The sequence below is a fragment of the Bacillus sp. FJAT-26390 genome, from assembly GCF_001682865.1.
Classification (GTDB): Bacteria; Bacillota; Bacilli; order Paenibacillales; family Paenibacillaceae; genus Pristimantibacillus.
Map to the genome: position 1 here is coordinate 1,432,053 of NZ_MAQX01000001.1, position 22,077 is coordinate 1,454,129.

The window sequence follows — 22,077 nt, forward strand, 5'->3', positions numbered from 1 at the left end:
TAAACTTTTTGGTTAAAAAAAATGAAAAAGGAATGTCCCATCCATATTTCTTCTTCTTTCCCAAGTAAGTCAAGCGCTTTCACAGAGAGTGTATCACAAAAGATACTGGTTGAAAATGTATTTATTTGCGATTTTCGCACTCGGATATGGCGTACTTAAATAGACTCTTATCCATTGTCGGTAACTATCATTACGAGACAAACATCTTCAATTGATACTCGCGCATTTTAATAGGAATAGGGATATTGACCAGTACGAATGATATGTCTTGTACGTATACATACATTACATCTTAACTATTAAATGCAACTTTAGAGGAGGGATCGCCTATTCACTAGAAACGCAGTTGGGACGGAAGTAAACGTATATAAAATGCAAACTAACTAGAGAGAAACTTCTATCCACGAAAAGAGGTTTAAGCATGCACGATTTAATGATTATTATGACACTCTGTTCCTTCCTTTTGACGATCGGCTTCATATTTTGGCGTCCCCATGTTAACGAGGCGATTCCGGCATCGATTGGCGCTTTTTTCGTCCTTCTCAGCGGCAGCGTTTCACTAGCAGACCTCGGTCAAATAACAGAGACGATAAGCGGCGCCGCTATCACCATTATGGCAACTATTGTTATGGCTATTGTTTTAGAGAGCTTTGGATTCTTTTATTGGGCGGCGGAGCTTCTCACAAGAAAAGCAAAAGGCTCCGGCATTCGGCTATTTTGGCTAACGAATCTATTTTGTTTTCTCATGACTCTTTTCGTTAATAATGACGGCAGTATTTTAATAACGACACCGATTTTATTGCTTTTGCTAAAAAATATGGGACTGAAAAATCATCAAAAAATACCTTATTTGCTATCAGGCGCATTAATTGCGACAGCATCAAGCGCTCCCATAGGCGTTAGTAATATCGTGAATTTGATCGCACTGAAAATCGTTCACATGGATTTGTACATGCACACCGCGATGATGTTCGTGCCAGCCTCATTAGGGCTAGTCCTATTGACCTTGCTGCTCTTTCTTACCTTTTACCGCGTCCTCCCTAAAAAGCTGCCTGAAGTAAAGCAATGGAATTTGATTCCGGGGAGCCATCCTTTAAAAGAAGTCGTCCAGCATGAAAACCGCAACAAATTTATGCGCAACATACTCATCTTCGTATTTTGTGTCCGGATTAGCTTGTTTGTAGCATCCTATTTCCACTTTCCGATCTCGTTAATGGCTGTAATCGGATCTTCCTTGCTGTTAGTATGGCGCTGGTTTTATTTGAAAGTCCCCCCTACCGATATGCTGAAAAAAACGCCTTGGTACATTTTCATCTTCGCCTTTTGCATGTACGTGATCATTTACGGCTTAAATAATATAGGGCTCACGGAGTGGCTTGTTGGTTTTCTCCAGCCTTTGGTATCAAGCAGCTTATTAAATGCCAGTGTTTTTATGGGTATTCTGCTCAGTATTCTATCGAATTTATTTAATAATCATCCAGCGCTAATGGTAGGCACGTTAACCCTAATGGATATGGGACTCAATCCAATAACGTTAAAAATCGCTTATTTAGCGAGTGTTGTGGGCAGCGATATCGGTTCACTTCTTTTGCCTATCGGCACGCTTGCTACATTAATGTGGATCCACATCGTAAGAAAAGGCGGAATATTGATAACCTGGGGACAATATTTGAAAGTCACTGCCCTCGTCATTCCCGTTACCGTCATTTTCACTTTGGTCCTTTTATCATACTGGGTATCGTGGTTGTTTTAATGAAGCAACTTTTATTTAACGCATATATAAAAAAAAAAAGACCTCCGATAAGGAGGTCGTCAAAAAGAGGATTTATGCACATTTTAGTTTATGCCAGCAGGAAATGAAGAGTATGGGTTTTCCATGCTAATTATTTAACCAAATGAAAAATAGATGATTTTGATGAACCTGCCATTTAAAAAGCCCGCCAAGCGTGAACGCTTGGCGGGTAAGTGGCGGGTGATTTTACGATGAGGTCAAAATTGCCATAGCTCGTATGTTATTGGCTCCGCCGCTTCACGGCTTCCACCAGTTACCGGAGATAAAGAGCAAGTTAAGTAAATTGAATGAATCACTGAAGTAGCTTGATTTGGCATTTTTTATCGTGTCCCAACCTGCATTTACCCAAGCTTGGTTGCTGGAGCTTGCAGTAGCAGACGAAATCAATGGTGCAGTAAATACGGCTTCACTGTAGCTGTTGAGAGCTGTTCCGCTTAACGAGTAGCCTGCTTTAATGCCTGCAGGCGAATTGCCCGTTTTACCTTTGATCCAATTGGTTACTTTATCTGCGATTGCTTTGCCTCTTGCATCCCCGTAAAGAGCGTAATCCATTACGATCCGAAGCGGTACGCGGGATGCATTGTAGTAGTAAGCGTTCGTTTCCTTGAACTCATTCAAATAATTTTCTGGGGCTGGCTTGGCAGGATTGCCAACAATAAAATCAGAAATTAGTCCCGTAGACGAAGCATACGTGTTGCTGACTTGCGAATATGCGGTATACAGGCTGTTAATGACATTGATCCACGTTTGATCGCCTGTTACGCTATGAAATGCGCGAAGGTGGCTCAGCATCCAATCAGACGGCCTGGAATTGAGGGCGCTCTTCGTGTCCCAATCCCCAAGATTAAGGCGATTGCCTGTCGTTACGTTGCTAGCTTTGATCGCATTGATCATTTTTTTGGCTTCAGACAAATAGTTCACCGAGCCGCTTGAACCCCATTGCCGATCTGCAAGAATCAAGGAGTATGCGATGTCCAAATCGCCATCCGTGGCAGAACTGAAATGGCCTTGTGCGTTTTTGTTGTCTGCGACAACCCAGCCCATCAGATTGGAGTTAACTGAGCTTTTGAACGCTCTTGCTGTTTTGAACATTCCGTCAAAAATAGTTCTGGCATTCGAATCATGGCCTGCCATTAAAACGGTAATGACCATTCCATAGCCCTGGCCTTCTGATGTGCCAAGCGGCTTAAATCCTTCCGCACTTCCTGTGATATCTCCTTTTACGTAGTAGCCTCCAGGAAGGGATGCCAGATTGTTTTTGACATATTTGCCTTTCCAATAATCATAATACGACTTAACCGTTGAATTCATTGAAGCTTGGTTGACATGGTTCGGTTTAATAATGCCTGGATAGGAGACTTGCTGTGGAAATGGCTTCAGCTCCCCTGCTGCCCGTACGGTCTCCTCAAGTGATGAAGGAACCTGTGACACACCCGCAATAACGATCGTTGCAAGTCCAATTACTGCTGCTTTCTTAAATTTACCCGCCAAACTAAAAACACTTTTGTACATCATTTTGCCTCCTTTAAAAGTTTAAGCGCTTAAACTTATTTGGCTAAAAAAAAGGTGAAATCCTTATGTTGAACCCACTTTTTTTTAAAGCATAACGCATTGAAGCGCTCTCAAACAGAGTGTACCACAAAAATTACTGGTTGAAAATGTCTTTTTTTATTGTGCTTAGATCCGCCAAGACCGGATCGATTCTCTGATCTTGGCGGGTACATTCAAGCGATGGAAACTAGTCTCCAATCTTATTAAGGATTGGCATCACGGTTTCCACCAGTTACCCGAGATGAAGAGCAAGTTAAGTAAGTTGTAGGAGTCGCTAAAATAACTTGATTTGGCATTTTTTATTGCGTCCCAGCCTGCATTCACCCATGCCTGATTGCTTCTGCTCGTCGTAGCAGCAGAAATAAATGGCGCGGTGAATACGGCTTCACTGTATGCGCTCTTGTACATTTTTCAGCCTCCTCAAAAGTTTAAACGCTTAAACTTTTGGCCAAAAAAAAAGATGGAATAGTTTTTTTTCTAAACCACTTTTCTTCTTAGCCCGTTATAGAAGCGCTGTCAGACAGAGTGTATCACAAAAGTTTCTGGTTGAAAATGGGTTTTTTTAATTTCTTTTATGGCTGCGGTATCGATACTCAAAGAGAAAGAGAACCATGCGCCTTAATACCCTTATCTGTATGTTAATATTTGGTAAACTAAAACCCGTTACTTACATTTCGTTAAATCACAAAAAAATCCACGCGCTCCATTACATCCACAATCGTAAATCGACGTAAGTAATCAATCGTATGTTGTTCGGCCTCAAACAGTATTTTTTCCAGCTCGACGTCTAATTGTTCACCCGCTTCTCCGCAATCCACTGCAAACTCTGGCTCTCCTGCTCCTGCGCTGACGGCCATGTAAATCTCACCCAACGTAATTTGATCTGCTGCTTTCCGCAAAATATAGCCGCCCTCGCGCCCGCCCTTAGACTCCACGATACCTGCAACCGTTAATGCCTGCATGACTCTTCGCATAAAGGTGGCGTGCGAATTCACCTGATTCGCAATCATTCCGCTCGACAGCATGCTTCCGCTTTTAGCTAGCCATACGATCGAATGTACCGCTATTTTAAAACGAGGAGGCCCTATGTTTATTCCTCGGCTTGCTGTACTCATTCTCGTTCACTCCTTATTGCCTTTTCATTCTATTATGCAACTTTGTATAGCACATTATAGTGCATACCCAATTAATGTTCAACATTTCTGCCATTAAGCTGCGATGTCTCGTCAAAAACGTATAAAAGCACAATAAAAAAGACCTATTTTCAAGGTCTTATTTCATGAATGTTCTCCATATTGTTACCTAAACATCCGATACCTCGTTACTCAACTTTCCTGTGCGCCTAACCCGATTTTTTTGAGCAGATGGATCAGTTGAAGCTTCTCGTCATTATCAATATAGGAAAGGTTTTGAGAAATCACTTCAACATGCTTGGGAAAAATCTCATTAAATAATGCTTCCCCCTTATCCGTTAGGTTAACATTAGATGTTCTGCGATCCGTGGGACTTGGCTGCCGTTTTACGAAGTCGTTTTTCTCAAGCTTGTCTACCACATAAGTAATGCTTCCGCTTGGAATGGAGAATATTTCACTGATTCTTTGAATAGGATGCGGCCCTTTATTGTAGAGCAGCTCTAGAATCATAAAATGGTCGGGACTGATCCCGTGGCTTGCAATATCCCGCTGCACATTTTCAAATACAGCTTTGGACGCTTTAGCCCAAATTCGGAATAGTCGTAAATCAAGCTCGCTTTGCTCGTTTCCTTGGTACATTAGACTACCTCCTTAAACTTATCGATCAACCGTTCGAATAAGGAGAGCTCGCCGCTCTGACCTTATCCAAACAAAACGCTCCAATTCAAAATGAGGACGATCAACGATAAAACCATCAAAATGATCGGCATGCCTGCTTTGGACACCGGGTCCTTCACTCGTAAATGCGTAATTATGGCTCCAGCCATAATTACAGCAAGCAAAAGGGCTCCGATTGCTGCAAGCCTGTCATTCCAGATTCCTGCAACGAGCAGCGCGGCACCGCCAATTTCAAGCAAGCCTGTTATTACTCTAAACCATTGAGGCATACCATAACGCCGAAACTCATCTACCATTTGCTTGGAACCGAATTTTGAAGCACCAAATACCAAAAAACCTAAACTTAAAATAATTTGAATCACAATCGCAACTATATTCATTTTAACCCACCTCTTATAATTTTCCTACTCTTAGATATACTAAGTATATATATCTTATAATTAGGATATTATTATCCTAACATTAGCGTAATTAGCTGTCAACTACTTTTTTGATGCAAAAAAGAGCCGATCAGTCCCAGAGAGGCATCGGCCAACTTTTTAAGTATACGTTCAGGTTACTTCTCTAGGAAAACGAAGTTCAAATGGCATCCGCAACAGAGGCTATCTCAATGGTGACATTCATTTCAAACCACCTTTCGATTCGTTCAATGTTTATTATTCAAAAAAACATTAATACAGCCGCTTGGCGTAACCCTCCTCTAGATTTGCGGCAATAACCTCTGAGGTTATTCCTTCAAGCTTGATATGTGCGGATAAGATTTTTGATGCGGAAGGCAGCTTCTCCTTTTCTATACGAGTCTCTAACTCCCATAGACCTGAACGTTTGAATGCTTTGGCACAATGCAGGAAGCACTCTTCAACGGCAACAACGATACCTACTGTTGGAATGATTTGATTTACGGCCATAGACTTTAACAATTCACTATCCTTCGTTATAAAAGCACGTCCATTGACACGCAACGTTTCTCCGAGACCGGGTATAAGAAAAATAAGACCTACTTCAGGATTCGAGAGTATATTGCACAAAGAGTCCATTCTTTTGTTCCCTCTTCGTTCCGGAATTACTAAGTAATGGTCGTCAACTACGTGTACAAAACCTGCAGCGTCCCCTCGCGGAGATACATCACATTTTCCGCTGGCATTAGAGGTTGAAATAAATAGGAACGGAGACTTAGCGATATAATCTCTGCAGTGCTCATCAAGATGAGAAATGGACTTTTGCTGAACGATCTCGCTCGGGTAACCAATGATGGATCTCAGCTCAGATTCGGTCAATATGATCTCCTGATCATTAATAAATGACATAATTATCCCTCCATAATGGTATGACAAAAACGTTACTACTAAAAGTACAACAATTGTTCAAATTCATTTTCATTGATTCGACTGAAATTATAATTAGTAGGGATTCTCTGTTTTGATTCAGTAATCCTGCCCAATGAGGAGATGCAGCTTAAAAACAAAAAAAGCCGAAAAACAATCCTATCAAATAGGATTGTCTTTCTGCTAAAAGTTGATGTTATTTTATTTTCTTGCTTAGCTTTCCGCTTTCGCATGATTTTTTGGAAATTTGTTTTTTTCGCATGATGCGTTTTTTGCAAACTTGTATTTTCTTTTTAATCACACATTTATAACGTTTCTTTTTCCTTTTAATAATTTTTATGGCGCACTTTTTGCCTCTTGGACCTCGAGCCCCTTTTGGTCCTCTAGGACCTCTATTACCTCTTGGTCCTGTTTTTCCTGTTTTTCCTGTTTTTCCAGTCAAACCATTAACAACCGTTGCTCCCGTTGCTCCAGTTGCACCTGTTGGTCCCATCAATCCGTTTATTCCATTCTGGCCTACGAAATCCATTGCTCCCGTCGTCCCTTTCGCTCCTATCGGTCCTATCGGACCTGCCGGACCAGTCGTTCCCGTCGGTCCCCGCAATCCAGCTGTTCCGTTTAGGCCCGTAGAACCTGTAGAGCCTGTTGAGCCTGTTGCTCCGGTCGCTCCCCTAGCGCCCATTGCTCCTGTTGCTCCAGTAATTCCGCTAGCCCCTGTCGATCCCGTAGTTCCATTTGTTCCTGTTTCTCCCGTAGCTCCAATTGCACCAGTAGTTCCCGTAGCCTTTGACCGCCAAGCGATGTTTGATAGGCATCTGCTGACAGAGGAAAGGTAGTGGATTCGGTATAGCCGGTCACATAGGCGTTTCCAGAGGAATCAACTGCTATAGCCCGCCCTGAATCAAAACCATTTTCGCCATAATAGGTGGAATAGACAAGGGCATCACTCCCTCCATTTAAGCTTGATTGTAATGCGCCGCTTGTAAGGGGGAAATTGGTTGAAGTCGTATTTCCAGTTACATAGGCATTGCCGCTTGCATCAATTGCTATCCCTTGAGCATGGTCATAGGAACTTCCCCCCAGGTAGGTGGAGTAGATTAACGCGGTTCCAGCAGCGTTTAACTTTGTAATAAACACATCGTTATCTCCGCCAAAAGCCGTTTGAAATGCTCCTGCTGTCGTTGGGAAATTTAAGGCTGTCGTTTTTCCCGTTGGAGAGTTCTGTATGCCAGTTGGCTGTATCATTTCCAATCAAGAAATTTACTTTTTCCGCACTTTTGTGACGGCCCGTAACTTTTACCTCTGGGTTAGCATCAAGAAATTGAAGCGCAAGGACATGATTCTCGTCATGCTGGTCGGTTTTATCAGTGAAGACGAACGCTGCTTCTAGCGCAGTAAAATAAATGCCATAACCCAGCCGATCTGTAAAATATCATATATCCGCACTCGCAACTCCAGAATTTTCGACAAAGGTTAATGGGATCTTGCCATAGTTATTCATGATGATATGACTATTTTGTTCGTACAGCCCTTTGATAGGGAGACTAACGAAAATACTTTGCTGTCAAAGAGAGTTCAATAAGAATACGGCTTAAAAATCCCAAATAATGGTTTTTTCCTAAACCATATGGTTGAGCTTTTTACACGAGTTGGGGAGCATTTATTGGAAAATTACAGCCGGAAGCTCTTGCCGTTCGTATGCTTGGATCTGTCGCTCTGCAGCTGGCGGATGTAGCCTGTGGCAGAATAGATGCTTACTGGGAATATGGGGAACAGTTCTATGATTGGATGGCAGGCGCTTTAGTTGTTCAAGAGGCAGCAGGCGCTGTAACAGACATTAACGGAGACCCGTTCACTTGGGCATCAACGGGCATTATTGCGGGAAACATGCAGCTCCATGCAGTAATACAAGCGATGCTTAAACGTTAATTATGAGTAGAAGCAAATATTGCCCACTAACCTAAACGGTTAGTGGGCAATGAAGTAACTCCGCGCATTATTGGTCAATATCGTTCCCCTGTCCTTCATCGCGAGCATTCTTTCTGTCTTTGGCGAGTTGTTCGAAAATTTGTATGCCGGTTGGCGTCTGAGCCAACCCCCCGCCAGCCGTCTCACGGTGAATATCCGGCATTGCGCTCCCTACTTCGAGCATGACTTGTATAACCTCATCTGAAGGAATAACGCTTCTTACGCCCGCAAGCGCCATATCAGCGGCAGCTAGCGCATTGACCGCCCCAAATCCGTTTCTAACAATACAAGGAATTTCCACTAAGCCGCCTACCGGGTCGCAAATCAAGCCAAGCGTGTTTTTAAGCGCAAGTCCGACTGCGTGAACGGCTTGCGCGGGGGTTCCGCCTTTCAGCTCCACAAGCGCTCCGGCAGCCATCCCGATGGCAGAGCCGATTTCAGCTTGGCAGCCTCCTTCTGCTCCGGATATAAAAGAGTTGTTCGCGATGACATACCCTATTGCCCCGGCGCAAAACAGACCGTTCACCAAATGATCGTCATCCCAGCCGAACCGTTCCTGACTGCTGATAAATACGCCGGGGATGACGCCGCATGATCCGGCGGTTGGCGTAGCGACGATGCGCCCCATAGACGCATTCACTTCAGAAACCGCGAGTGCATAGGCCATTGCCGAGCCAGCAAACGGCTCCAATGAAGCATCCGGCTTGCGGGTATATTCATACACCCGTTTCGCATCTCCGCCAGTCAGACCGCTCCGGGACGTTTTATCCGAAGAGATTCCCTTTTGGGTGGCTTCCTTCATGATGCCGTAATAGTTCTTCATTTTGTCCCATTCCTGATCCTCCGTCCGGCCGGATTCCTTCGCTTGATCCTCCAGCATAATACGGTAGATCGGTTTGCCTTCACTTACGCTAACCATCGCAAGTTCCTTTAGGGTTTTAAATCTCAATGCGGAACACCACCATTTAAATTAATGTAATTAAGGTTATTCACATGATCCAGCCTTTTGGCCTTCGCTAGCAGCTCTTCAGAGATCTCGCCATCCGTTTCAACTGCCGTCGCAGCTTGTCCGAGTCTGCCTTTGCGGTCTACATCCATATAACCGATATTGATATTGGCATCGCTTAGCAGCCGCGTGATGCTTGCAAGCACGCCAGGTTGATCGTCATGGAATAAAATGAGGGTCGGATAATTAGCGGTAAATTTGAGATCAAACCCATTCACCTCCACCACTTCGATATTGCCACCGCCAATCGAGCAGCCCGTCATTTGAGCGCTTTTCGAACCCGAAAGAAGGTTAATCGCCAATGTGTTCGGATGAACGGCAGCCCCGCTACCCGTTTGAAAAGTCACTTTCATCCCAAGCTTATCCGCCAAATCCAGCGAATCCGGTACTCGCTCGTCATCGGTATCGAACTGAAGCAGTCCCGCGATTACAGCCAAATCCGTCCCATGACCGCTATATGTAGCTGCGAAAGAACCATAAAAAATAATATCAGCCTGCTCAGGCTGTTCGCCAAACAAACCGCGCGCAACCCTTCCTAACCGGACGGCACCTGCCGTGTGTGAGCTTGACGGACCTATCATGCCTGGACCGATAATAGAAAACACATCTTTAAAGCGCATATTACTTAATACCTCCTACGAAAGCCAGCTATTCAAATGTTGCTTAACAAATTTGTCATCCATAACAGTCTTGCCCAACTTGGACCTATTTCTCCGCTGACAATTAACAATAAAGGATTTCCCTCCGTGAGGATCAGTAATTAGCCTACTGGGCAAATAACCTTTATCAAATGTACCCGGTACAAACATCCAATCATTCCTATTCTAATCTGCATAACCTACAGAGTAGTCAGTATCAGGGAGGTGAAAGTTTAATGTCTGGATTCGTTGGTGGTGCAAATAATAGCATTGGTTTTATCCTTGTTCTTTTCATCCTGCTTGTGATTATCGCTTGCAGCTGTGGCTTTGGTGGATTTGGCGGTTACTAATCGATAAACGTGTATGAAACCCTTTTGGGCAAATGAATATGATCAAATAACTCTGTAACAAACACCCAATCACTCAGCTGTTGCCGTGCATAAGTTACAGAGTACCCAAAACGTAAGGAGGTGCAATGAAAATGTCCGGTCATGTAGGTGGTGCTTTCTCACACACTGGTATTATCCTGGTGCTTTTCATTTTGTTGGTCATTATCGCTTGTAGCTGCGGTATATTTGGCGGCGGCGGTTACGGCGGCGGTTACGGTAACGTCGGCGGCGTAGGCGTTGGTCCTTACGGCAAAGGCTACTAATTAACCACTGAATGCACCTGTGCATTCAAATTGCACAAATTCCTTTAAATAGATTGAAGAAAAAGGCCCATCCAATGGGTCTTTTTCGTATGTCGCTGCATAAAAAAAAGCACCTCATCCAAGTGAATTGGATAGGTGCTTTGCCGTCTCGAGCTTTTATACCGCTTCGTTGCTAGCATTATTCTTGCCGCCATAATACCGATAAAGAACGAAGCCAAACAACATGCCTAGAAAGGACATGGCCGAAATCGAGAGATAAAGCGTTTTAGCGCCAAATGTCCCGTAAATAAAGCCTCCTAAGTAGGAAGCGAGTATCCCTGATACGCCAAAGAACAGCAGCGCCAATACGGTCTGGCCTGTCGCCCTCCACTCTACTGGAACGATCCGGTACAAATATTGAATAGCCGCTGAATAGAAAATCGGGAAAGTCAGCACTTGCAGGATTTGCAGATAAGCCAATACATGCGGATCTGTTATCCAGGCTGAAAGAAAAAAGCGTATGAAGAAAAAGATGGACGCGAATGAGATCAGCATCATCTCCTTGCCTTTGCGCATCCACCAAAAGCTCAAAGCAAATACAATAATTTCACTCCCCGCCGCTAGAAAAAAAGCCTGTCCGATCAGTTCGGGCGTGCCTCCCAGCTCGCGGATATAAATGCCTAGAAACGTGTCGTTCATCCTCGCCGGAACCGAGCAAACAAATACGAGCAGCAGAAACATTAGCGTCTCTTTATTGCTCATAAAATGTTTAAGACTGCTTAAGGTAACAGGTTTTCCTGTAACCGGCACGTCAGACATTTTCCAGCTTATAAGTAAACTGATAAGTCCAATGCCAACAAAAAGCAATGATAAGCTGTGTGCGCCAAAATAGGACATGACGTACCCTGTGAGCAGCGACGTAACCGCATAACCTAAAGCTCCATATGTGCGTACGGATCCGTAGCTAACACCGGATTTTTCAGATATAGAGAAGTTAAGACTCTCTAACAACGGGTCGATCGGCATTAAAAAGAAGTACAGCAGCATCGCGAATAAGATGAGCAGAAAAAAAGAACTGGAGCTGTACAAAAAATAACCGATCACGCTTGAAATTAAGACCAATAGGATGAGTATTTTTCGAATGGTTCTCGTCTTATCGCTGATCATTCCCCACAACGGCTGTGTAATAATGGTGATAAAGCCGCCCGTACCGATAATAAAACCGATCTGCGCTGGCTGCAAGCCCTGTTCTGCAAGGTAGACGGGAAGAAATGTAATGAACATTGAAAGTAATGCAAAGTACAAAAAATTAAAGCCTCGTAATAATTTTAGCGGATTCATGAACGTTAAAGCACCTCAAATAATCTATAGTTTGGATTGATTTCTTACAAGTATAGCAGATGAGGGCCAGATTTTATTACTAAATCATTCGCGTTCTTGTTCATTTAGAATAAAAAAGCATTCCCAAGGAACACTAAATCGGAAAATTACTGTCCTTCAGGAGGGATAATCATGAACATAACCGAAGAAAAACAGCAGCAAACAAACATGCTTCGTGTAAAAGATAAAGTGGCCGTCATTACAGGCGCTGGATCTGGAATCGGACGTGCGGCAGCACTGCTTCTGGCTAAAAATGGCGCAAAAGTATGTCTCATCGATTTAAACAACAACCGAAGTGAGAGCGTGGAAAAACAAATCAATGAATTAGGCGGAGAATCCTTATTTATAGATACAGATGTATCAGACCCAGACCGGGTAAATAAAGCGATTCAAGCTGCGTTTGAACAATGGGGCCGAATAGACATCGTGTTTGCAAATGCGGGAATCAACGGCGTCGTCTCTCCCATTGAGGACATGACGCCGGAAGCATGGGACCATACGCTGACAACGAACTTAAAAGGAACATTTCTAACTGTTAAATATGCGATTCCGCATATGAAGAAAAACGGCGGAAGCATCATTATTACAAGCTCCATTAACGGCAGCCGTAAATTTTCCGGATTTGGCATGTCAGCCTACAGCAGTTCAAAAGCAGGCCAAATTGCTTTTGCCAAGATGGCAGCCCTTGAATTGGCTAATTATAAAATTCGGGTGAACGTTATCTGCCCAGGCGCAATTCAAACCAATATCGGCGAAAGTACAAAAGAAACGCCCCAACTTGATAAAATCAAAATTCCGGTTAAATATCCGGAGGGCAGCCAGCCGCTAGAGCATGGACCGGGTCAGCCAGAGCAGGTTGCTGATTTGGTATTGTTTCTAGCGTCGCAGGAGTCGAGCCATATTTCAGGAACTGAAGTATTTATTGATGGGGCGGAGACGCTTCTTTAGGTGAATGAAAGGATTCAAATGAGGAGCGCTGAAACTGCGCTCTTTTTTTGTGCTGCCCTGTACCCCGCATTAACATGTATTTATATGGATAAACAGGATACCCTAACTATACGACTATATTAGCCATCAGATCAGAGGTATTCAGATGATTAATCAAACAGACACCATTGATGACCAGCCTTTGCACGCTGCTTTAAAGCTTAATTTAAAACAGCTGCGCGATAATCTCGGAAATAGTCCTGACCTGGTTTCCCGTCAATTTCAAGTGAATTTAGCAAATAACATGCCTATACAAGGAGCCATCGTTTATATTGATGGGCTATCAAGCTCAAGCTCTATGCTTCAATCCGTCTTTACGGGTAACAATGAGAACAATCCGTGTACCACACCAAATGAACTGTTGGACTACTACAAGGAAAGCGTCATTCCTGAAGGCGCCGTATTTAATCCCGCTTCGTTTAATGAGATCTTTGATCTGCTGCTTACTGGGAACAGCATTCTCCTTCTTGACGATTGCGCTCAAGCGCTTGCTGTTGACACAAAAGATTTAAAAGCACGCCCTGTGGAAGAGCCTAATGTCCAATCCGTCGTACGCGGCCCGCGTGAAGGATTTACAGAAGTGTTAAGCTGGAACACCGCTATGATTCGCAGAAAAATCAATAGCCGGCATCTATGGTTTGAGACCTATAAAATAGGAAGCGTCACGCAGACAGAAGTTGCGGTTATTTTTATCGAAAATCTCGTTTCGGATAGTGTCCTTGAAATGGTTAGAGAACGTTTGCAGCAGATCAATATCGACGGCATTCTAGAAAGCAATTATATAGAAGAACAAATTCAAGACAAAAAATATTCACCTTTTCCAACCATATTTAATTCGGAGAGGCCTGATGTGGTAGCTGCAGGACTACTGGAGGGCAGAGTCGCGATCATGGTGGATGGGACCCCTTTTGCCTTGCTCGTTCCTGCGCTGTTTACGCAGTTTTTTCAATCAAGCGAGGATTATTACGAACGGGCAGATTTTAGTACACTAATTCGTTTGCTTCGCTTTCTTTCATTTATTTTGGCAACCATTACACCCTCTTTCTATATTGCGATAACAACGTTTCATCAGGAGCTGCTCCCAACGACCTTACTCTACAATTTGGCAAGCCAGCGCGAGGGTGTGCCTTTTCCAGCCTTTGTAGAAGCGTTGATCATGGAGATTACCTTTGAAATCCTTCGTGAAGCCAGCGTGCGAATGCCGAAAACGATCGGACAATCGATCTCCATTGTTGGAACGCTAGTCGTCGGGCAAGCTGCAGTAGAAGCCGGTCTCGTAAGTGCTGCCATGGTTATAGTGGTTTCCATTACGGCTATCTCCAATTTCGTACTCCCAGCTTTCAATCTAGGAATTGCGGCTCGCATTATCCGTTTTCTGCTGATGATCATGGCAGCATCCTTTGGTTTGTACGGCGTATTTATCTTTATTATTGGGATTATCTTTCATCTGTGCAGCCTCACATCATTTGGTGTTCCTTATATGGCGCCGCTGGCTCCCTTCAATAGCACAGATCAGAAAGATACCCTCTTTCGTGTACCCTTGCGCTCCATGATTACACGACCAAAGAGTCTTAATCCCAAAAATCTAGTGAGGCAGAAAAAAACATGAATCGATCTAAGTCCCTGATTAGAAAACTTCTTGTCGTCATCGTACTCCTGCTCTTTGCTAGCCTTATATCTGCTTGCTGGAGCAGGCATGAGCTAAACGAGCTGAGCATCGTCGTAGGGCTTGCCATCGATAAGAAAGGCGACCGATACAACGTAACCGTACAGATCGTCAATCCGAGTCAGGTTAGCAATAAGAAAGCGGGTTCAAGCAGCTTCAGTCCCGTCGTTTCTTATGAAGCAACAGGCGTTTCCGTACCGGATGCCCTGAGCAGAATGACGGTTAAAGCAGCTCGGCAGCTGTATTACCCGCATCTACGTATATTGATTATTGGCGAGGATGTCGCGCGCAGCGGAATCAGCAAGCCGCTCGATTTTATCGCAAGAAACCGTGAGATGAGAACCGACTTTTTTCTCATTGTGGCTAAAGGAACGACCGCGGGAAAAATTTTGAACATGTACAGCCCTATAGATCCGATTCCTGCGAACAATTTATATACCAAGCTGGAAACCTCAGACAGACTTTGGGCAGCGACCGGGAAAATCACATTGGACAAGCTTATTCAAGATTTATCCCAGCAGGGCAAAGGGCCGACATTGACCGCTATCGAAATTGAAGGCAACCCTTCAAAAGGAGATAAAATTACGAATGCTGAATATGTTGACCCCGAGGTCATTCTCAAATATTCCGGGATGGTCGCTTTCAAACTGGACCGCATGGCTGGCTGGCTGAATGAAAATGACTCGAAGGCTCTCAATTATATTCAAAATAGCATTATCAAAACTAGCGGCATAATTGCTTGTCCAGAGTCTAAAGGAAACATCAGTCTTCAAATCGTCCATTCTCATGCTAATATTCGTGTAAATACGAAGAGCGGAGCTCCGGAATTCGAAGTCATTCTCAAAACGGAGCAGGACATCACGGACATTAGCTGCGAGCTCGACATTACACAGCCAGAAACCTTTGCGAAATTAAACAAACTCGCTGACAAGAAGCTGGAAGAAATAATCAATCGCACTCTGCATAAATTTCAAAAGCAAGTCAAAGTAGATATATTTGGATTTGGTTCAGCTCTTCACCGTTCCGATCCGAAAATGTGGCATGGCATTAAGGATTGGGATAAAACCTTCGAGAACGTGAAAATCACTGTCCATTCCCACTGCACCATTCGGCGAATTGGCACTACGGTACAGTCTGTCAGAAGCACGATTAAAAAGTAGGTGGCGGCAACGATGTGGTTATGGTTAGGCGTAATTGGAGCATGGGCGTGGGTTTTCATTGTTGAAATCCCCCCCCTCTTCGGCAAACGCAGAATGAAGGAGCTCATGCTGATCATTCTAATTATGATTTTAGCAACCTCTGGCAGTCTGGTTTTCATGTATATGAACGTACCGCCTAACCCTGTGGAATGGATAGCAAAAATAATATCACCTTATGCTCGTGCACTTTACTCGTTGATGTCCTGAAAGGAACAGACCGATGATGAAACAAGATACGTTAAGCGTTCGCACGTTCACCATATTAGTTATTTTTTTCATGATTGGCACCTCTATCCTCATCACTCCTGCGGGACTTGCTTTGGTAGCCAAACAGGATGCTTGGCTCGCTGCCATTGTTGGGGTCGGCCTAAACCTTTTAACCGTGCTCATCTATGTCGTAATCGGCAAACGATATGGGGACAAAACAATCATCGAGATGTGTCAGCTTGCTTTTGGAAAATGGGTTGGTAATGTAATAGGGTTATGTTTTATCGCTTTTTTCTATTTGCTCGCTTCCCTTATGATTGGTGATCTCGGTTTTTTTCTTACGACACAAACGTTGCCTGAAACGCCGATCGAAATTATCCAAATTATTTTCGTCATTATCGTAATCATCGGCGTTCGAGCTGGGATGATCGTGTATTCCCGTGCGTCGCAAATTTTTTTTCCGATACTGTTTTGCATGCTCTGCCTGCTCATATTGCCAATCTTTCCTCAAGTAGAAATCATAGATTTTGAACCGATGCTGGAGTATGGCTTTAAGCCGATTGTAAAAGCAGGCTTTACGTTTTCCGGCTTTCAGGAAATCATCGTACTCTCCATGCTCTACCCTTATGTAACGAAATCAGCAACAAAAGGACACGGCTTTGTATGGGGAACCGTGATTGGCGGAATGGTCCTGATCATCATTACCGCAGGATGTATAGGCGTAATGGGAGCAGCTGTCACAGGCAATCAATTATTCCCTGCATACGTCCTAGCTAAAAATATTAATATCGGCCATTTTCTCGAGCGTATCGAAGGGATCATGATGTTTATTTGGATATTGTCCATCGTGATGAAGATTGTGATGACGTTTGACGCATCGTTGATCGGAATATGCCAAATATTCAAGCTGAAGGACCCGAAGCCGTACACCATTCCCCTTGGATTTGGCTTGATAGCTCTTGCTCTGCTATGTTACCAAAACACAATTTCCATCAATAATTTCCTTACGAAAAACTGGACGCCGTTTGCTTCGATTTTTACGATAGTCTTGCCCCTTTTAATTCTAGGTATTCTAATGTTTCGCGGGTCGGTAAAAAGGGATAGCCAACAAACAGATGCTCCTGAAAATGAGCAAGCCTAATGCTTTTCCATTATTGAAATGCTATATTGGAAATATTCAACGAGGAAAGGGTGATTTGCCATGTTATGCATTTCCATCGAATACATCGCAATTACAAATTTGAAATATAAAACAACTAACCAAAAGGATGGTCCTTATTGAACATTAACAACAGCAACGAAATTCCAGTCCGTTTTTTTATAAACGATAATATTAAAGTAGAAAAAAATGCCATAGAAGAGCTTGACCAGCTGCTGACCGTGAATGAATCAGTAGCGACGTTAAAACATTATGCTCCCGGTTATTTTTCGAACGAAAATGCTAAAGTTGAAGAGGTTGCCATTACTCCGGATTTTCATAAGGGAAGCGGAATCCCGATCGGGACTACGATTTTCACCAAAGGGTTCGTCATCCCCCAAGCCGTAGGCAACGACATTAACTGTGGGATGCGGCTTTATACCACCTCATTAAAGGAAGATGATATTCGGTCGAATAGTAAAAAAATAGAAGCCGATATCCGCCATATTTTCTTTGAAGGCGGTCGTAGCATCCCCATGACAAAAGTTCAGCGTGAAGCAATCCTCAAAGAAGGCTTAATGGGCATTCTGGAGTCGCAGAAAACGATGAACCGCAGCGGTTTGTGGGCGTTTTATGATGCTAGGCAGCAAGAGGAAGACCTGTCCAAGGTAAACCGTTTAGGCTCATTCATTACTGACAAAGTGGACGGTCTAGATAGCTTTTTGGGCAGCAGTGAAGTCTCCTATGATAGTCAGATTGGCTCAATCGGCGGCGGGAATCATTTTGTCGAGATTCAGAAGGTCGTTCATATACGTAACCATGCGATAGCAAAAGAATGGAATATCAAAAAGGGCCAGGTTGTCGTGATGATCCATACGGGCTCTGTATCGATCGGACACCATGCCGGGCTTAACATCAAAGAGATGCTAAAAGAAATTTATCCCGCATCATTAAAGCATCCAAAGAACGGAATCTACGTACTGCCTCATTCTGAACAGCATGCTTCACAATGGAATCGTTATTGGAACCTGCTTCACAACGCAGCAAATTTTGCCTTTGCGAACCGGTTGTTTTTAGGACTCATGCTTCAAAAATCGTTAGCGCTAAGCATAAAGGATTTTGAGTATAAGCTATTATACGATGCTCCGCATAATTTCGTTTGGGAAGAAAATGTTGACGGCAGCGCAGGCTTTATCCACCGCAAAGGTTCTTGCACAGCAAGGTCTGCAGAACAAATGATGAACACTCCTTTCCAATTTACTGGAGAACCTGTCTTCATCCCTGGCTCCATGGGGGCAAAAAGCTATATTCTAGCTGGCCTTGGCAATCGGGATAGCTTGTACAGCGCAAGCCATGGCGCAGGCAGAAATCTTTCTCGAGGAGAGTCTGTAAAGGTTGACGATGCTTTGTTCCGCGATTTTATTGCAAGGTTTAATATTGTAACACCTATTGATCCGAATCGAAATGATATTAAAGCCAGACAAGATATTCTCAAGAAGTGGGAAGAAGAATTAAAGAAAGAAGCTCCCTATGCGTACAAGAATATCAACGACATTATTGAATCGCACGAACAGTTCGGTATGGCGCAAGTCGTTGCTGAAGTTGAGCCCATTTTAACAATAAAAGGGTAACCCCAAAATGCTAGAAGAGGCCCATGCATAAATGCATGGGCCTCTTCGGATGTATTAATGGGTTTGCGCGTGTGGTAAACTGCGCCCCTTACAAATAACAGGGAAAATGAGTGTAAACGCAAGAGCGATAACAGTAAGCAAAGCTCCTGCTAGTTGAAGGGTCATTAAGACATAGATCAAGTAACAGACTGGAGCAAACAGAAGCAGGCCCGGCATCGCAAAAAATACTGCCCCCCACTTCCCTGCGTCCCCTTTTTGACGAATAGAAAGATTTAACCCAACAAGGCTGGCTAGAAGCGGCCATAAAATGAGATAGCTGCCGCCGGGTAAATAAATCGCCATAACTATGCTAAGTACCGTCCATAACAGAAGCGTGCCTGCCCACACATTTTCCATCCGAATCTTCCTAGAAATCAAGCGCACCAAAAGGAAGACAATCGACACCGCAGCCACAATGTATCCAATTAAAAAATATAAACTCACTTGAGGGTCAAGTAAAATGACCTTAAGCTGCTCATTGGATACAAGCGAGGTTAATCCGCTCCATGACAGCGTTACTAACCCAAAAACGACTATTAAACTAATAAGCGTAATCATAAATCCTCCAGCCAGCCCTTTGACGCTTATCTTCTTCTGGCGAATGCCATGCGCTATAGTGAGGATAAAAAACAACGTGCCAACGATCATCAACCATATACTCCATGATTGTGGATAGCTGACCATATGACTGCCATATAGGTTAAAATAAATCAGGTCCTCTTGCTTTACTTGCTTGAGGTCAAGCTGTCCGAAGTGCCTGGACAAACTTAACATGTACTCTCCATGATGCTGCAAGCTTGAAGGATCGAGATTCTCCGGAGTGTCTATGGGTTGATGATAGGCGTTTAACCCCATGCCGAATGCAAAATTCAATCCAGGCAGATCTCCCTGCTTGAACACCGTTAGATCCGTGTCATTAGGCATCCTTTTGTATAGGCTATAAATGATGGAATACGCGATAGGATCAGGAGCGGCTTTGATGAACTCTTTGATTAACCATCCATTTTGGTCACTTGTCTCAAACATAAAGGAAGGCCCTTTATTGCCACGCGCTTCAAAATTAAGCACAACCCCAACATCCTTGGCGAATGGATGCTCATTTATAAACGCTTTAGCGCCATTAAGTCCCGTTTCTTCGCCGTCGGTCATGAGTAAAATAAGATCATTTTTCAAAGGACCCGATACCTGCAGCGCACGGATCGTTTCCAGCATTGCAGCAATCCCCGCTCCATCGTCCCCAGCACCAGGGGCAGTTGGTACGCTGTCGTAGTGTGCGGTTATCATAACAGCTTTGCTGTTATCCGTCCCCGGGATGCGCGTAACTATATTTTCAATCTCGCCTGCTTGCGGTGAAGAATCTGTTGCTTTTTGTATTTCTGGTGTTAAGCCGAGACCTTCAAGTTCGTTGACAAGATAATCTTGAACAGCTTGATGAGCTTGGCTTCCGATTGGATGGGGCATTTTCGCAATGATCTCAAGCTTCGTCATGGCCCTCCCAGAAGAGAACTGATCCGGCGGGGCATCCGACTTGACGCTTCGGGGTGCTTGTATTTGCAGTAAACCGATCAGAATCGGAACTATGATCAGCAAGCATACGACAATCCCCTTTACCCATTTAGGCGGAGCTTCATGCTTCGTTTTCAGTAAAAACTCAGGATGATTCGTTTTGATACCCACTCACTCCTTCTCGGCTTGCTTAGCCATTATTTTATTTACAATGTTAGGTTAAGCATAGCAGAATAATCCAATTTAGAAGTAAGGACTAAAGACTGGACTTTCACCTAGACTTTAGTCGATGTTGGTTTCAGTTAATGGCTTCAACTTCCTGATATATAGAAAAAACCACCTCAAGGGTAGTTTCCGTAATTTATTTGTAAAATAAAGAAGATTATTGCAGGGAGTATGTCGTCTCTTCTAACACGGAATCAAGATTCTCTTCCGAAACGACTCTCAGTCCATTTCTCCTAAGCAAAGCAGTCGTTACGCCGTTTCCGACCGCTTTCTGGCCAATAAATTCACCATTATATATCATCGAGCTTCCGCAGGATGGGCTATATTCCTTTAAAACAATGATCGTTGCTTGTACTTCTTGCGCTTTCTTCAGTGTCAAATATGCGCCTTTGATGTACATATCGGTAACGTCCGCCCCGGATTTCTCAACTACTTTGGCTTTCCCATCCAGCACATCTTCTCCATCGCCGCCAATGATTTCAGCAGGCTCCCTAGGCGTGGAGAAACCTCCCAGCAATTCAGGGCACACGGTAATCGCTTTATTCTGCTGCAGCATTTTTTTTATCCGTTGATCTAAACTATGCGTGCCGTTATATCTTACTTCTAGTCCGGCTAAACAAGAACTTACTAAAATCAAACGTTCCACCTCTTCTTCAAATCCAAATGATAAATCCATTATAATTTCCATGAAATCATATGTACATGTTTTCACAATCGATTCACGCTAAATTTTCATAAAGCTATGTTAAAGTTTTGAGAAAAAGAAGAGGTACTTGCTATGAACAATCGTATATTTTATTTCTTTAATCATTTCGCCGGCCGTCATGATTGGTTTGACGATTCAGTCGAACTGTTCGCACAGGGAATCGTCTGGTTCATGCTTGCCGTTATGGCCTATCTTTGGCTTACAGGGAAAGAGAGAAATCAGAAACTTGTCTTCTATTCCTTATTAACTGCTTCTGTCGCGCTCATGCTGGGAATCTTTATGATTTCACCTCTAGTCAACCACTCCAGACCTTTCGTCGATCATCAAATCATGCAGCTGATTCCGCATGTGCCGGATGCCTCCTTCCCCAGCGACCATGCGACACTCGCTTTCTCGTTGGCATTCAGCATTTTATTTGTGAAGCGTAAGCTGGGCATCGTGATGTTGGCGCTGGCTATCCTTACGGGCATCTCGAGAGTATATGTTGGCGTTCATTACCCAGGCGATATATTAGGAGCTGCTGCGCTTTCTTTCATCATTAGTTATGGAGTCTATAAACGAAGCAGCCGCTTGGAGGTTATCCCCTTATATATGATTAAAATGTATCGAAAGTTAATGAAATAAAAAAGACGCCTCCTTTCCCACTTGCTAAATGGGGTTTGGAGGCGTCT

At 43.7% G+C, this 22,077-nt stretch carries 24 protein-coding genes and 1 pseudogene; 11 read left to right on the forward strand and 14 right to left on the reverse strand.

Features of this window, described 5'->3' with window-relative positions:
* Nucleotides 1-421: 421 nt before the first annotated feature.
* The gene (locus A7975_RS06820; RefSeq protein ID WP_065384574.1) at nucleotides 422-1,753 is read left to right on the forward strand and encodes an ArsB/NhaD family transporter; all 1,332 of its coding nucleotides are present in this window, start codon (nucleotides 422-424) and stop codon (nucleotides 1,751-1,753) included.
* Between the two features lie 276 nt (nucleotides 1,754-2,029).
* Here the strand turns inward: A7975_RS06820 and A7975_RS06825 are convergent, their stop codons facing one another.
* The 9 genes and pseudogenes from A7975_RS06825 to A7975_RS35615 all read right to left on the reverse strand — a co-directional run bounded on the left by A7975_RS06825 (nucleotide 2,030) and on the right by A7975_RS35615 (nucleotide 7,896).
* A complete protein-coding gene (locus tag A7975_RS06825) occupies nucleotides 2,030-3,304 on the reverse strand; it encodes a glycosyl hydrolase family 8 (RefSeq protein ID WP_082198009.1) in 1,275 nt (424 codons plus the stop codon).
* 255 nt (nucleotides 3,305-3,559) lie between these two features.
* Nucleotides 3,560-3,739, reverse strand: a pseudogene (locus tag A7975_RS06830) (glycosyl hydrolase family 8); the annotation flags it as partial.
* A gap of 281 nt (nucleotides 3,740-4,020) precedes the next feature.
* Nucleotides 4,021-4,458: an RrF2 family transcriptional regulator gene (locus A7975_RS06835; protein WP_053376395.1), complete on the reverse strand. Its 438-nt coding sequence runs from the start codon at nucleotides 4,456-4,458 to the stop codon at nucleotides 4,021-4,023.
* Nucleotides 4,459-4,668: 210 nt separating this feature from the next.
* Nucleotides 4,669-5,115, reverse strand: a complete 447-nt coding sequence (locus A7975_RS06840; RefSeq protein ID WP_065384576.1) for a MarR family winged helix-turn-helix transcriptional regulator — start codon at nucleotides 5,113-5,115, stop codon at nucleotides 4,669-4,671.
* Between the two features lie 62 nt (nucleotides 5,116-5,177).
* The gene (locus tag A7975_RS06845) at nucleotides 5,178-5,534 is read right to left on the reverse strand and encodes a DoxX family protein (protein ID WP_063846107.1); all 357 of its coding nucleotides are present in this window, start codon (nucleotides 5,532-5,534) and stop codon (nucleotides 5,178-5,180) included.
* A gap of 291 nt (nucleotides 5,535-5,825) precedes the next feature.
* Entirely contained in the window at nucleotides 5,826-6,461 is a 636-nt protein-coding gene (locus A7975_RS06850; RefSeq protein ID WP_065384577.1) for a pyridoxamine 5'-phosphate oxidase family protein, read from the reverse strand.
* A gap of 214 nt (nucleotides 6,462-6,675) precedes the next feature.
* A complete protein-coding gene (locus A7975_RS35245; protein ID WP_065384578.1) occupies nucleotides 6,676-7,008 on the reverse strand; it encodes a hypothetical protein in 333 nt (110 codons plus the stop codon).
* A gap of 89 nt (nucleotides 7,009-7,097) precedes the next feature.
* The gene (locus A7975_RS35250) at nucleotides 7,098-7,724 is read right to left on the reverse strand and encodes an SBBP repeat-containing protein (protein ID WP_304362768.1); all 627 of its coding nucleotides are present in this window, start codon (nucleotides 7,722-7,724) and stop codon (nucleotides 7,098-7,100) included.
* Nucleotides 7,621-7,896: a DUF7948 domain-containing protein gene (locus tag A7975_RS35615; protein ID WP_483295908.1), complete on the reverse strand. Its 276-nt coding sequence runs from the start codon at nucleotides 7,894-7,896 to the stop codon at nucleotides 7,621-7,623. The genes A7975_RS35250 and A7975_RS35615 overlap by 104 nt, the downstream gene beginning before the upstream one ends.
* 281 nt (nucleotides 7,897-8,177) lie before the next feature.
* Here A7975_RS35615 and A7975_RS06865 point away from each other — a divergent pair, with 281 nt between their 5' ends.
* The gene (locus A7975_RS06865) at nucleotides 8,178-8,408 is read left to right on the forward strand and encodes an inositol monophosphatase family protein (RefSeq protein ID WP_065384580.1); all 231 of its coding nucleotides are present in this window, start codon (nucleotides 8,178-8,180) and stop codon (nucleotides 8,406-8,408) included.
* A 67-nt stretch (nucleotides 8,409-8,475) separates the two neighbouring features.
* Here A7975_RS06865 and sdaAA read toward each other — a convergent pair whose 3' ends face one another.
* Entirely contained in the window at nucleotides 8,476-9,396 is a 921-nt protein-coding gene (sdaAA, locus tag A7975_RS06870; protein WP_065384581.1) for an L-serine ammonia-lyase, iron-sulfur-dependent, subunit alpha, read from the reverse strand.
* On the reverse strand, nucleotides 9,393-10,073 hold the full coding sequence (sdaAB, locus tag A7975_RS06875; RefSeq protein WP_065384582.1) for an L-serine ammonia-lyase, iron-sulfur-dependent subunit beta: 681 nt from the start codon (nucleotides 10,071-10,073) through the stop codon (nucleotides 9,393-9,395). The genes sdaAA and sdaAB overlap by 4 nt, the downstream gene beginning before the upstream one ends.
* Nucleotides 10,074-10,327: 254 nt before the next feature.
* Here sdaAB and A7975_RS32870 point away from each other — a divergent pair, with 254 nt between their 5' ends.
* Complete coding sequence (locus A7975_RS32870) at nucleotides 10,328-10,441, forward strand: sporulation protein YjcZ (protein WP_082198011.1); 114 nt, start codon at nucleotides 10,328-10,330, stop codon at nucleotides 10,439-10,441.
* A 131-nt stretch (nucleotides 10,442-10,572) separates the two neighbouring features.
* A complete protein-coding gene (locus tag A7975_RS33530) occupies nucleotides 10,573-10,743 on the forward strand; it encodes a hypothetical protein (protein ID WP_141680211.1) in 171 nt (56 codons plus the stop codon).
* Nucleotides 10,744-10,899: 156 nt separating this feature from the next.
* On the opposite strand, the gene A7975_RS06880 is transcribed toward A7975_RS33530, so the two are convergent.
* Complete coding sequence (locus A7975_RS06880) at nucleotides 10,900-12,063, reverse strand: MFS transporter (RefSeq protein WP_053376403.1); 1,164 nt, start codon at nucleotides 12,061-12,063, stop codon at nucleotides 10,900-10,902.
* Nucleotides 12,064-12,234: 171 nt separating this feature from the next.
* Here A7975_RS06880 and A7975_RS06885 point away from each other — a divergent pair, with 171 nt between their 5' ends.
* From A7975_RS06885 to A7975_RS06910, 6 genes are all read left to right on the forward strand, one after another.
* A complete protein-coding gene (locus A7975_RS06885; RefSeq protein ID WP_082198012.1) occupies nucleotides 12,235-13,050 on the forward strand; it encodes an SDR family oxidoreductase in 816 nt (271 codons plus the stop codon).
* 145 nt (nucleotides 13,051-13,195) lie between these two features.
* Complete coding sequence (locus tag A7975_RS06890; protein WP_255314190.1) at nucleotides 13,196-14,698, forward strand: spore germination protein; 1,503 nt, start codon at nucleotides 13,196-13,198, stop codon at nucleotides 14,696-14,698.
* Nucleotides 14,695-15,915, forward strand: a complete 1,221-nt coding sequence (locus A7975_RS06895; protein ID WP_082198013.1) for a Ger(x)C family spore germination protein — start codon at nucleotides 14,695-14,697, stop codon at nucleotides 15,913-15,915. The genes A7975_RS06890 and A7975_RS06895 overlap by 4 nt, the downstream gene beginning before the upstream one ends.
* Nucleotides 15,916-15,927: 12 nt before the next feature.
* Complete coding sequence (locus A7975_RS06900; protein WP_065384583.1) at nucleotides 15,928-16,161, forward strand: hypothetical protein; 234 nt, start codon at nucleotides 15,928-15,930, stop codon at nucleotides 16,159-16,161.
* A gap of 13 nt (nucleotides 16,162-16,174) precedes the next feature.
* Nucleotides 16,175-17,302, forward strand: a complete 1,128-nt coding sequence (locus tag A7975_RS06905) for a GerAB/ArcD/ProY family transporter (RefSeq protein WP_053376406.1) — start codon at nucleotides 16,175-16,177, stop codon at nucleotides 17,300-17,302.
* Nucleotides 17,303-17,439: 137 nt separating this feature from the next.
* Nucleotides 17,440-18,930: an RtcB family protein gene (locus tag A7975_RS06910; protein WP_255314191.1), complete on the forward strand. Its 1,491-nt coding sequence runs from the start codon at nucleotides 17,440-17,442 to the stop codon at nucleotides 18,928-18,930.
* 54 nt (nucleotides 18,931-18,984) lie between these two features.
* On the opposite strand, the gene A7975_RS06915 is transcribed toward A7975_RS06910, so the two are convergent.
* Together A7975_RS06915 and A7975_RS06920 are read right to left on the reverse strand one after the other, a co-directional pair.
* Nucleotides 18,985-20,646 (reverse strand): M20/M25/M40 family metallo-hydrolase, encoded by a 1,662-nt coding sequence (locus tag A7975_RS06915; protein ID WP_141680212.1) that lies wholly within the window; start codon nucleotides 20,644-20,646, stop codon nucleotides 18,985-18,987.
* A gap of 211 nt (nucleotides 20,647-20,857) precedes the next feature.
* A complete protein-coding gene (locus A7975_RS06920) occupies nucleotides 20,858-21,337 on the reverse strand; it encodes a 2-thiouracil desulfurase family protein (RefSeq protein ID WP_065384584.1) in 480 nt (159 codons plus the stop codon).
* 141 nt (nucleotides 21,338-21,478) lie between these two features.
* Between A7975_RS06920 and A7975_RS06925 the strand changes: the two genes are divergently transcribed.
* Entirely contained in the window at nucleotides 21,479-22,030 is a 552-nt protein-coding gene (locus A7975_RS06925) for an undecaprenyl-diphosphatase (protein ID WP_065384585.1), read from the forward strand.
* Nucleotides 22,031-22,077: the final 47 nt, after the last annotated feature.

Excerpts from the sequence above, each read along its gene's own strand:
- A7975_RS32870 (WP_082198011.1), top strand. The coding sequence starts at position 10,328 with ATGTCTGGATTCGTTGGTGGTGCAAATAATAGCATTGGTTTTATCCTT.
- A7975_RS06890 (WP_255314190.1), top strand. The coding sequence starts at position 13,196 with ATGATTAATCAAACAGACACCATTGATGACCAGCCTTTGCACGCTGCT.
- A7975_RS06900 (WP_065384583.1), top strand. The coding sequence starts at position 15,928 with ATGTGGTTATGGTTAGGCGTAATTGGAGCATGGGCGTGGGTTTTCATT.
- A7975_RS06840 (WP_065384576.1), bottom strand. The coding sequence starts at position 5,115 with ATGTACCAAGGAAACGAGCAAAGCGAGCTTGATTTACGACTATTCCGA.
- A7975_RS06905 (WP_053376406.1), top strand. The coding sequence starts at position 16,175 with ATGATGAAACAAGATACGTTAAGCGTTCGCACGTTCACCATATTAGTT.
- A7975_RS06825 (WP_082198009.1), bottom strand. The coding sequence starts at position 3,304 with ATGTACAAAAGTGTTTTTAGTTTGGCGGGTAAATTTAAGAAAGCAGCA.
- A7975_RS06845 (WP_063846107.1), bottom strand. The coding sequence starts at position 5,534 with ATGAATATAGTTGCGATTGTGATTCAAATTATTTTAAGTTTAGGTTTT.
- A7975_RS06835 (WP_053376395.1), bottom strand. The coding sequence starts at position 4,458 with ATGAGTACAGCAAGCCGAGGAATAAACATAGGGCCTCCTCGTTTTAAA.
- A7975_RS06925 (WP_065384585.1), top strand. The coding sequence starts at position 21,479 with ATGAACAATCGTATATTTTATTTCTTTAATCATTTCGCCGGCCGTCAT.
- A7975_RS06820 (WP_065384574.1), top strand. The coding sequence starts at position 422 with ATGCACGATTTAATGATTATTATGACACTCTGTTCCTTCCTTTTGACG.
- sdaAB (WP_065384582.1), bottom strand. The coding sequence starts at position 10,073 with ATGCGCTTTAAAGATGTGTTTTCTATTATCGGTCCAGGCATGATAGGT.
- A7975_RS06895 (WP_082198013.1), top strand. The coding sequence starts at position 14,695 with ATGAATCGATCTAAGTCCCTGATTAGAAAACTTCTTGTCGTCATCGTA.
- A7975_RS06880 (WP_053376403.1), bottom strand. The coding sequence starts at position 12,063 with ATGAATCCGCTAAAATTATTACGAGGCTTTAATTTTTTGTACTTTGCA.
- A7975_RS06850 (WP_065384577.1), bottom strand. The coding sequence starts at position 6,461 with ATGTCATTTATTAATGATCAGGAGATCATATTGACCGAATCTGAGCTG.
- A7975_RS06885 (WP_082198012.1), top strand. The coding sequence starts at position 12,235 with ATGAACATAACCGAAGAAAAACAGCAGCAAACAAACATGCTTCGTGTA.
- A7975_RS35245 (WP_065384578.1), bottom strand. The coding sequence starts at position 7,008 with ATGGATTTCGTAGGCCAGAATGGAATAAACGGATTGATGGGACCAACA.
- A7975_RS35250 (WP_304362768.1), bottom strand. The coding sequence starts at position 7,724 with ATGATACAGCCAACTGGCATACAGAACTCTCCAACGGGAAAAACGACA.
- A7975_RS33530 (WP_141680211.1), top strand. The coding sequence starts at position 10,573 with ATGTCCGGTCATGTAGGTGGTGCTTTCTCACACACTGGTATTATCCTG.
- A7975_RS06865 (WP_065384580.1), top strand. The coding sequence starts at position 8,178 with ATGCTTGGATCTGTCGCTCTGCAGCTGGCGGATGTAGCCTGTGGCAGA.